The sequence below is a fragment of the [Scytonema hofmanni] UTEX 2349 genome (genome assembly GCF_000582685.1).
Classification (GTDB): Bacteria; Cyanobacteriota; Cyanobacteriia; order Cyanobacteriales; family Nostocaceae; genus Hassallia; species Hassallia hofmanni.
Window position 1 is genome coordinate 4,045,835 of record NZ_KK073768.1, and the last position, 11,142, is coordinate 4,056,976.

The window sequence follows — 11,142 nt, forward strand, 5'->3', positions numbered from 1 at the left end:
TTTGAGTCACCCTTATGGTTGTCAAGTTGTCAAGGTTTAGTTGGGATTATTCCCTTCTTTTTCTTGCGGTCATCCCTGAATATTTCTATTCATTTCGACCAACGAATCACAGCCGTCCATTTATGGCTGGGAGTGTCAATAAACTAGTGCTCTGTCAACTAACCCTGCAAGGAGTCCCACACCGTGCGGATGCAGATTCGGTGTTGGGAGGAATTGCGGGTTTGGTTTGTTGCGTCCTGTGACCAATTTTCCGCGTAGCGGGAAAAGGGAGGAGGAGTGCGACAAACCAAACAATCTTTTCGTTAGGGAAGTGTAGGTAGTTGACAAACTAATTGTTTTATATAATCACTAAGCTGATAAGTCTGCAAAATATCTGGGGGTAAATGTGCTGCGCCCTGAATGCGTCCCAGACATCTTTGAGTTCCGCAGTCACAATCAAACTGTTGCTCCATAGACCATTCCGTAGATGGGTAGAAAAAGGTCATTTCTTCACCCATCTCAATCTTTCTCAGACACGTGACAACCCTGTTTGTCATGTCAAAAAAAACATTGGGGTCGCAACTGTGATTTATATAGTGTAAAAACTCTGGAGTGAACATAATATGTTCTTCCTCATTAAATTGCACTGTTAAATAGTTTGGATCTGTCAATATCTCTTTAGTTAGGAGATTGGAAATAATGTCACCTGGTGTAAAATTCACAGTTGCATGAAGCGATTTTTCACCTGTTAAAGGACATTCCCAAACTTCAGCAAAAGATGAAACTTTAGTGACTTTATGTTGGGTAGTAGTTAGCTCTTCGTTGGTAGAGAATATCTGATTTTTCATGAAATGAGTGCAAATGAATTTTGTATGGAATAATCAAGACAATATATCTTCCTACATTCTGGGGCTATTTTCAATCTCAATTTTTAATTGTGAATTCTTTAACTTCTTTTCCCGGTGAGTTACGGAATTTCCAGATATTCCGCGAATGATACCTCGACAATTGAGTGAGCCACACTGACAGTCAAATTCCAAGAAATTTTCATCGTATAATGTGGCATAGTCTAAGGTCAATTCCTCACCCGCAGTAATATCTCGCATTGCCACATAATCAAGTCCCTGAATAGCAATGTTAGGGTCGCAAGAGTGGTTTTGTGGACTCCATTCTGTTGGATTATCATCCCACAAAATGAAAACTTCTTCACTAATGGGATAGGCGTAACGTTTAAAATCTTCTTTTTGGATCGCATTCCAATGAGATTCGACATAAGAACGAGTGACAATTCTTTGCGATCTAGCTTCTCCTGTAAATATAACTTCACCAGATTTCAAATCCTTCACCGCATAGATGCCATAGCCGGAAATCTGATTATTCCGCACTTTATACTTCTTTTGGCGGCGTTGGTGTCTGGCAATTCCTTCAGCAATAATATGTTTGAGAAATCCATCTAAACCAGTCCCGTCAAATTTCAGGATATAGTCAGCAGAATTTTCGGAAACTTCACCACAAAGAACAGTGCATGGTAAATTAATTTCCAAAAAAAATACTTCTCCTTTCGCGTTGATTCTAAAGTCACATCGAGCATATCCAGTCGGATTGATCGCCAAAAAAATCAGCTTTGTCGCTTCTCTTAAACGTAAATCAAGTTGCTCGTCATCACAAGGAACGTAGCACTGTGGATGATGTTGTTTATGCTTTAAATCATAGGTTTTAAAATGCTCTCCTTTCGGAAATAAAAACTCAACAGATTTATATACCACAGGTGAGCCTGCATCATCTGGGTTAGCTGCTATCAGCACGGTTAGTTCGCGTCCATCAATATACTCTTCAATCAAAACTCGCTCAAAGTTAGCCAGAATATCCGCAGCTTTGCTCAGAAGTTCTTCTTTTGTTGTTACATAAGATTTATTGTCAATTCCCAGACTATCCCCTGTTTCTACAGGCTTCACAAACAGGGGAAATTTTAAATTATGGAAGGTGTTTTCCACATCAGCTAAAGTTTCAGCTACTACAAACCCTGGTGTCTTAACTCCCATCGATTCAGCAACATATTTTATTACATCTTTGGGAGGATCATACGGAGTTGGTTTAATTCCGGTATACGGTAAGTTGAGGTCTTCTAAGGCAGTAGCAACATCGTAAGAAAAGGGAATATCCCAATCTCGATAGCCCTCAATCAGGTTGACAAAAATATCGTACCCCTGCTTTTTTAGTTCTTTTAACTGACGATAGGCTATGGTTTTATTGAGAAATACATGGTCTACTTGATCTTCGGGTAATAGATGAGACAGGTTGCGAGGTGGGTCATAGTTTTTATAGTCTAATGTCGATTGGGAATAGTCAGGTTGCAAAACGCAAACTTTCATATCAATTTCCTAAAGTGTCAAAGCTACCATGTATTCAAAATACATAAATATGTAAACTTTTAGCAATACCTTCGCCAATTTAGGTGATTATCGATAATTTCTGACGTGGAAAAAGTATTTGCACTTCACTGCCGCTCTTTTTTGCCGGATAAAGAAAACCGAGTTCTTAATTTTGGATAAAGTTGAGCTACAGCATATTTCACTCCTTAGGAGGTACATGCATAAAACCCAAAACCCGCTCTGAGACGTTCCGGCGGAACGTCTCTACGTGTATTCAATAAAAACGCAATCTGCTGTAAGTACAGCATTTTATAAGTTCATGACGAAAATTTATAACAAAAACTCTGCGTCACTTTGTCTTGAAAAGTTGTTCATGGGGGAAACCTCCTTGGCGCTAGCCTCTCCCTTTGGGAGAAGACCACACTTTTCGCTGCGCTTACCTCCGCGCTACGAGTGCGTTAAAAAACGCGCTCGTAAAAAATGCGATCGCTGTACTAAGTGTCTTTTGATAACCGCTCAAAAGGCTTCACAGCACTCGCAGCAAACTAGGAATGCTCTCTATCGCTTCTAAAGCTTGAATTTCTGCCAATGCTTGGCGAAAATTGCCTTCGGGCACATCGTGAGTGACTACAACAATTTCTGCTAGTTCTCCCTCAAAACCTGTTTGCACAATTGACTCTAAGCTGACGCCATACTTGCCAAAGCAAGTGCCCAATTTGCCGATTACTCCGGGGTGGTCTTTTGTGAGGAAACGGACGTAAAATCGGGTAATTAGTTCTGCCATTGGTACAATTTGGCAGTAATCTTGATGAGCGCAACTTAATAGGGGATTTGGGGTGGCTGTACTAGTTTTTAGAGCCGCAACTAAATTTAAAATATCTGAGCATACTGCACTGGCTGTTGCCCCAGCACCAGCACCGGGACCAAAAAACATCACTTGTTTTAGGGGTTCGCCTTCAACGAGAATAGCGTTATAAACGCCGTTAATGCTGGCTAATGGATGTTCTTTGGGTAATAAGGTGGGATGAACTCTGATGGAGAGGGAAGGGGGAGTGGAGGGGGTGATTCTTTTGGCGATCGCTAACAATTTAATCACAAATCCCAATTTATCGGCGTAGACAATATCTGTTTTACTAACTTGCCGAATTCCCTCACAATAAACGTCTTGCAAGTTGATCCGGCAACCAAACGCTAATGATGCGAGGATGGCTATTTTATCGGCTGCGTCTAAGCCATCCACATCAGCCGTGGGGTCAGCTTCAGCGTAACCCAACTTTTGAGCATCAGCTAAAACATCGTTGAAGTTGCTGCCTTCTGTTTGCATCCGCGTGAGGATGTAGTTAGTTGTACCGTTGACGATGCCTGTGACGGTGTGAATGCGATTCACGCTTAAAGATTGCTTTAAAGGTTGAATTACTGGAATACCACCACCTACGGCAGCTTCTAGCATTACATATACCCCGGCTTGATTGGCAGCTGTGAAAATTTCATCACCAAAACGAGCGATCGCTGCTTTGTTGGCAGTGACAACATGCTTACCATTTTCAATCGCTTTCAAGATAAGCGATCGCGCCGGCTCTAATCCACCAATCAATTCCACAACAATATCTATCGCCGGGTCATTGACAATTGCATCTAAATCTGTAATTAAAACATTTTTTGCTAATTCTACACCACGGGATAATTCAAGCGATCGAACCCCCACCCGATGTATTTCTATCTCTCGTAACAACCGGTGACGTCCGTCCAAATCTTGCAACAACTGCACCGTACCCGTCCCCACCGTCCCTAATCCAAGTATTCCTAGTTTCACACCCACAAACTTTATACCAAATTCCACCAATAACAATTGTAGGTTCAGCCTAAGAAAGTTCTTCTTTGGACTATAAAGAAATCCCCGTCTCTGAGTGAGCGGGGAAGCTTAACTACTATCTTTTATCAAAAGCAGGGAAAGGGCAAGATTTTTTCTTACCCCTTTTCCCTGCTTGTGTAAAAAGTCTAATAGGTTTCTACGTGCCAGCGACCGGCTTTCTTGATTTGCTTTTGGTAATCACTCCAGGTTACACCTTCCTTAGCAGCAGCAGCAGTCAGTGCCGCATCGATACCTTCTTCCATACCCCGCAAACCGCAGATGTATGTATGAGTTTTCTCTTCTTTAATCAGCTTCCACAATTCATCCGCGTGTTCTGCCACCCGGTCTTGAATGTACATTCTCCCACCTTGGGGGTTTTTCTGTTCGCGGCTGATGGCGCAAGTTAGACGGAAGTTTTCTGGATACTTTTGTTCCATTTCTTCCAATTCTTCCTTATATAGAAGGTTTGGAGTTGTGGGAACGCCAAATATTAACCAAGCGAATCCATTAAACTGGTAATCTTGGTTAGCGGCTTTTTCTGCATCCTTGAACATGCGCCACAAATAAGCCCGCATTGGTGCGATACCGGTTCCTGTTGCCATCATGATCACTTTGGCATCTGTGTCATCGGGTAATAACATTTCTTTACCCACAGGACCGGTGATTTTCACTTCGTCCCCTGGTTTGAGGAAACACAGGTGAGTTGAGCAAACACCATAAACTGTTTCACCGGTTTCTGGGTGCTTGTACTCCAACTGACGGACGCACAACGATACTGTTTTATCATCTACATCATCGCCGTGACGAGTCGAGGCGATAGAATATAGTCTGAGTTTTTCTGGCTTACCGTTTTTATCTACTCCTGGTGGGATAATACCAATACTTTGACCTTCTATGTACTTCAAATTACTTTCAGAGAGGTCAAACTTGAGATGCTGAACAATACCAATGCCGTTTTCTTTGACTAACGGTTCATTAGAAATACATTTCCCAACAAAAGGAGCATTGGGACGGTAAGTGTTCACGGGAACATCAGCGTGCTTGGCTTTTGCTTGAGTCATGGTGTTGCCTTTTTTGTCCTTTTTGGGCTGTTCTTGCTCAGAGAGTAGTGATTTGCCGAAGCCTTTCACTTCACTGTTAGCTTTTACAGGTGTGGCTTGACCATTTCCTTCAATGTTAGCAGCCTCATCAGAAGTGGCGTTGTTAACTACTTCGCTTTCTACACTTTCAGATGGAGATTTACCATTAAGCTCAATAGCACTTATTGGTTGGATACTAACAATTTTGCCGCCTAAGCGAGTGAGCCGTCGCATTTCTTGATTCATGCGATTGTAAGGCACTCTGATGAAGACACTGCCACTTTGACGAATTGGGTAGTTCGTTTGATCGGTTTCTTCACTCTGACGCAGACCCATTACTTCATAGAGGAAGATGCGGCTACCTGATTCTTCATTGGCAGTAGCCTCAAGGGCACCTAGATTGTACATTCGTTCTACCACTCCGATATTTACTTAACCGTTACTAAAAAAAACCCTTCCCACCACAAGCCTGTCTTAGTTTACCGGATTTCGGTTTCACACGGGCGTTGTAATTGGAAAAAGTGGCATTATAAACAAATGCCTTGCTAGGTACACTCGCCAAAGACATGCAGGCATGGAAAAAGCACACCTGTTCACCTTCTAAGGTAAAGGATATGTCTTTCGGAGAATGTTAATAATGAGTCAATTTAATGTTTTCTTCTCAAACTTCTTCCCCCAAAAGGGAGCTAACTTATACTTAAGCGCATCCTTAGCTGCCCCGATAAAGTTAGACAACTACAATTAAGTTTCACATCAGGGTGAAACTTCTGTCAAGCTCTATTAGTGCCAGAGTAAAAAGTGTGAGCTTTATACCTGATTCAAGTTGCTAGCTCTTTCTTTGGATATATTTTTGCTTTAAATCTCTATGCTAGTGAGCGATCGCATTCCTCTTTCCTCACCTTCTTAAAAAAAAATTAGACAAACATTATCAAGGCTATAAGATTATATTTAATGAACTTAAACCATTAAGTCACAAGCAACGATCCCCCTTGCCACGCCAATAATGTGCGTTTGTCAAGGTGATTTGAAAATCTGCTCATCTATATATTGGCACGGTCGATTGAGTCAAAGATTCTTATTGACATCAAGTATTGTATAGAATAACCGCTTCTGTTAGAATCAAAATAGTCACTAGGATTAAATACTTACCTGCAAAAAAGCAGAATTATACGACGGGTAACGAGTATTTTACTGTATACCCGTTAGATGCTTCATGCAATTGCAGGATAGAAATAACGCAGGAGAAACCGGATATCGGTAAACTCCTAGCATAAAATCTGCTGTGTGAAAAAATTATTGATTCATTGACACATCTTTAGCATTTAGAGGAGATTTATGACAAATAAGCCGGAACGCGTGGTATTGATTGGAGTAGCGGGAGACTCAGGATGCGGGAAATCGACATTTTTGCGTCGTTTAATAGATTTGTTTGGTGAAGAATTAATGACAGTTATCTGCTTGGATGACTATCATTGCCTGGATCGCAAACAGCGCAAAGAAACAGGGATAACAGCACTTGACCCAAGAGCGAACAATTTTGACCTGATGTATGAGCAAATCAAAGCGCTCAAAGAAGGTAAATCAATTGATAAACCGATTTACAACCACGAAACCGGTTTGCTCGATCCTCCAGAAAGGATAGAGCCCAATCACATTCTAGTGATTGAAGGGTTGCATCCTTTATATGACGAGCGAGTGCGATCGCTAATCGACTTCAGCGTATACTTTGACATCAGTGATGAAGTTAAAATCGCCTGGAAAATCCAGCGTGACATGGCTGAACGCGGTCATCGCTACGAAGATGTCTTAGCACAAATCAATTCTCGCAAACCTGATTTTGAAAAGTTCATCGAACCCCAAAGAGAATTTGCTGATATAGTTCTCCAGGTATTACCGACCAACCTAATTAAAGGAGACAAAGAGCGCAAAGTACTGCGGGTACGTATGCTTCAACGGGAAGATAAGCAAGGCTTTGAGCCAACTTACCTATTCGATGAAGGATCAACCATCCAATGGACTCCTTGCGGACGTAAGCTTACCTGTTCATACCCAGGTATGCAACTATACTACGGTTCCGATGTTTACTACGGTCGTTACGTCTCCGTATTAGAAGTAGATGGTCAATTTGACAACTTAGAAGAAGTCATTTACATCGAAACTCACCTAAGCAAAACATCTACCAAATACGAAGGTGAAATGACTCATCTTCTACTCCAGCATCGTGAGTATCCTGGTTCCAATAATGGTACTGGTTTATTCCAAGTGCTTACGGGTTTGAAAATGCGTGCCGCTTATGAGCAATTGACAGCTAAAGAAGCAAAGCTTGCAGCAGTTCAGGTATAAAAGCACTGCAAGTTTTGTGTCAAAGCTTTTGGGGGTGCATGAGTGCAGCCCCTATTTTTTGTCAAACTCAGTATTTTAACTTAAATAGAAGTAGCGTGATTTTTATTTATATTAAAGACATTACCAAAGATTTAGTGTTTTCATGAAGATAAAAGAAACACCAACTGCTAATAGTATAAATATTGTTATGATTTCATAAATTACTAGCTGAACTAAATGCTTGCACTTAGTTCAGCAGCACAATCACAGGAGGAATTGCCTTTGTCTCGTCGCTATTTATTTACCTCCGAGTCTGTTACCGAAGGTCATCCAGATAAAATCTGCGATCAGATTTCTGATACAATTCTGGATGCTGTACTTGCACAAGACCCTAGTAGCCGTGTTGCTGCTGAGGTTGTGGTCAACACTGGCTTAGTGTTAATCACTGGTGAAATAACGACCAAAGCCAACGTTAATTACGTCCATCTCGCCAGAAAGAAAATTGCCGAAATTGGCTATACCGATGCCGATAACGGCTTTTCGGCAAATAGCGCCAGCATCTTAATCGCATTGGACGAACAATCGCCTGACATTGCTCAAGGTGTAAATACTGCCCAAGAAACCCGCGAAGAGAATAGTGATGAACTATTCGATAAAACTGGTGCTGGCGACCAAGGTCTTATGTTCGGCTTCGCCTGCAACGAAACCCCAGAACTGATGCCCTTGCCTATTAGTTTGGCACACCGCATTGCTCGCCGATTGGCAGCAGTCCGCAAAACAGGCGATTTACCATACCTGCGTCCTGATGGCAAAACCCAAGTTACCATCGTCTACGAAGACGGACGCCCAGTTGGTATTGACACTATTTTGATTTCCACCCAACATACAGCCACTATTGGGGAAATCACCGATGAAGCAGCGGTACAAGCCAAAATTAAACAAGACCTCTGGACAGCAGTAGTCGAACCTGTTTTTGGCGACATCGATATTAAGCCGGATGAGGAAACACGCTTTTTAGTCAACCCCACCGGCAAATTTGTGATTGGTGGTCCTCAAGGTGACTCCGGCTTGACTGGACGCAAAATCATCGTTGATACCTACGGTGGTTACTCCCGTCATGGTGGTGGTGCTTTCTCTGGCAAAGACCCCACGAAAGTAGACCGCAGTGCTGCTTATGCTTGTCGCTATGCAGCGAAAAATATTGTTGCCGCAGGTTTGGCAGAAAAATGTGAAGTTCAGTTAAGTTATGCCATTGGCGTAGCGCGACCGGTCAGCATTTTTGTCGATACCTTTGGTACAGGCAAAGTAGATGACGAAATTTTGCTGGAATTAGTCAAAGAGCATTTTGAACTGCGTCCTTTGGGGATTATCCATACCTTCAACTTACGCAACCTACCAAGTGAACGAGGCGGACGTTTTTATCAGGACATCGCGGCTTACGGTCATTTGGGACGGACTGATTTAGATTTGCCTTGGGAACGTACCGATAAGGCAGAATTGTTGAAGCAAGCAGCAAATACTTCACTTTCTCAAGCGATGTCGAAGGCACTCACTTAGAGATTGGGAAATAAGCGCTATTTACGCTGACTACGAATTGACTCTAAGTTCGTTTGGGGGTATGGGTAAGTTGTATACTTGCCCGTGCCTTTATTATTTATGTAGTTTGCTTTCTTATAAGCATAGGCGTATAACTGGCGTTAGGCTATATTAGGCTAGAGATGCAGCATACTGTCGTTTATTTTGCTGCAATCAGCTATTGACAATAATTTATAAAGTAAAACAGTGTCAGCCGAAGAGCCATCGATGGATGAACTCCCTACTATAGAATTTCCCTCAAGAGGGAAACTTAAAGCAAGCTCATGGCGCATCCATCAAAAAATTGGCTATGGGTACTTTCTGGCAATTGGCATTGGCTTTTTTGGTTCGATTACCGGCTTGGTAATCGCTAATTCCTTACGGGGACAAGGAATTATACAGTTAAATCAGGCTCAACACCAAGGACAACTACTGTCTGATTATCAAGATGCGGTAGTCGGAGCACAATTATATAGCTCAAATTTGGTTGCTGTAGTGGGAGAGCCAATACGACTAGCTGCTAAAAAAGACGAATTTCTCCAGAGTGTTAAAAAAGCAAAGAAATTGACACCAGTAATTGTCAACTTTATCGAAAGCAAACCCAAGAAATTAGCTTCAAGTCAGGCAAGTTTACAGGCTTTATTGCAGGAATACGCAACTACCTTAGATGCATATGTTGGGGAAATAGAGCCTATTTTGCAGGAAATTGACAAACCGCAAGTGCAACCAGAGGAAGTTTCTACAGCCAGAGAAAAATTGTTGGCAGTTATGCGTGGTGAAAAAGCCACACGGCTAGATCAGCTTTCTCAAATATTGGCTGACATCTTGCAAATTGCCCAAGAAAAAGAGGAGAAAAGCACAGAAGATGTAGAGCAGACGAAAATAGTTGAGAGATTTATCGTTATCTTCAGCATGTTAGTGTCGGTGGCGATCGCCGCAATTATAGCATGGCGAACTTCCAGAGCGATCGCTGAACCTGTAATCACTGTCACTTTAGTTGCTGAACAGGTGGCGAGAAAATCTAATTTCGATTTACGCGCTCCCATCACCACTGAAGATGAAATTGGCTTGTTAGCTAAATCTCTCAATCATCTGATTGAGCGAGTCTCTCAACGCACTAAAGAACTACAACAAGCTAAAGAACTAGCAGAAGCTGCTAGCAAGGCAAAAAGCCAATTTGTGGCAAATGTCAGTCACGAGTTACGCACACCGTTGAATGCTGTGATCGGCTTGAGCCAACTTTTGCAAGATGATGCTGTTGATTTAGGTGTAACGGGAGATTTTATCACTGACCTAGAAACAATCAACTCAGCAGGTAGGCATCTACTCGAATTAATTAACGATATCCTCGACTGGTCGAAAATAGAAGCGGGGAAAATGACTCTTTATCCAGAGACGTTTGAAATCGCCACGCTGATTAATAACGTCATCCAGACAGTTAAGCCTGCGGTAGAAAAAAATGGCAATATTTTAGAACTCGATTACGATCGCGAACTTGGCAATATGTACGCCGATCAAACTAGGCTGCGGCAAGTGCTGTTAAACTTGTTGAGTAATGCCGCCAAGTTTACCACCAATGGCAAGGTGACGCTGGCAATTAGAAGAGATAAGCAACATTTATTACCATATGCACCTTTGGGCATAATTACTTTCATTGTTGCCGATACAGGTATCGGCATGACTGAAAGTCAACAGGGGCAATTATTTCAACCGTTTACTCAAGGCGATACTTCAACTACGAAAAAGTATGGCGGTACTGGTTTGGGATTGGCAATTAGTCGCGATTTTTGCTTGATGATGGGTGGTGAAATTGCTGTTAAAAGTGAACCGGGAATTGGTACTGTTTTTACTGTGCGTCTGCCGCTGAATGATAAGGAATAAGGTGTAGGACTTGGTTCAGAAGGCACTTATGCTGGAGGCAGAAGGCAGAAGGCAACCCACCCTTACTCATAGTGGGATTGAA

Annotated in this window: 7 protein-coding genes; 3 read left to right on the forward strand and 4 right to left on the reverse strand. The window is 42.1% G+C overall.

Going from position 1 to position 11,142, the window contains the following annotated elements:
- Window positions 1-302 precede the first annotated feature (302 nt).
- The 4 genes from TOL9009_RS0123270 to petH form a co-directional block, all read right to left on the reverse strand.
- Window positions 303-827, reverse strand: coding sequence for an SET domain-containing protein-lysine N-methyltransferase (locus TOL9009_RS0123270; RefSeq protein WP_029635038.1), 525 nt, complete (start codon window positions 825-827; stop codon window positions 303-305).
- Between the two features lie 51 nt (window positions 828-878).
- Window positions 879-2,351, reverse strand: coding sequence for an SET domain-containing protein-lysine N-methyltransferase (locus TOL9009_RS0123275; RefSeq protein ID WP_029635040.1), 1,473 nt, complete (start codon window positions 2,349-2,351; stop codon window positions 879-881).
- A 526-nt stretch (window positions 2,352-2,877) separates the two neighbouring features.
- Complete coding sequence (locus TOL9009_RS0123280; RefSeq protein ID WP_029635042.1) at window positions 2,878-4,170, reverse strand: homoserine dehydrogenase; 1,293 nt, start codon at window positions 4,168-4,170, stop codon at window positions 2,878-2,880.
- Between the two features lie 179 nt (window positions 4,171-4,349).
- Window positions 4,350-5,690, reverse strand: coding sequence for a ferredoxin--NADP reductase (gene petH / locus TOL9009_RS0123285; RefSeq protein WP_029635044.1), 1,341 nt, complete (start codon window positions 5,688-5,690; stop codon window positions 4,350-4,352).
- A 927-nt stretch (window positions 5,691-6,617) separates the two neighbouring features.
- On the opposite strand from petH, the gene TOL9009_RS0123290 reads away from it, so the two are divergent.
- The 3 genes from TOL9009_RS0123290 (at window position 6,618) to TOL9009_RS0123300 (ending at window position 11,060) form a co-directional block, all read left to right on the forward strand.
- Window positions 6,618-7,625: a phosphoribulokinase gene (locus TOL9009_RS0123290; RefSeq protein ID WP_029635046.1), complete on the forward strand. Its 1,008-nt coding sequence runs from the start codon at window positions 6,618-6,620 to the stop codon at window positions 7,623-7,625.
- A gap of 261 nt (window positions 7,626-7,886) precedes the next feature.
- Window positions 7,887-9,161, forward strand: a complete 1,275-nt coding sequence (metK, locus tag TOL9009_RS0123295; protein WP_029635047.1) for a methionine adenosyltransferase — start codon at window positions 7,887-7,889, stop codon at window positions 9,159-9,161.
- A 246-nt stretch (window positions 9,162-9,407) separates the two neighbouring features.
- Window positions 9,408-11,060, forward strand: coding sequence for a sensor histidine kinase (locus tag TOL9009_RS0123300; protein ID WP_084763287.1), 1,653 nt, complete (start codon window positions 9,408-9,410; stop codon window positions 11,058-11,060).
- The last annotated feature ends 82 nt before the right edge of the window (window positions 11,061-11,142 follow it).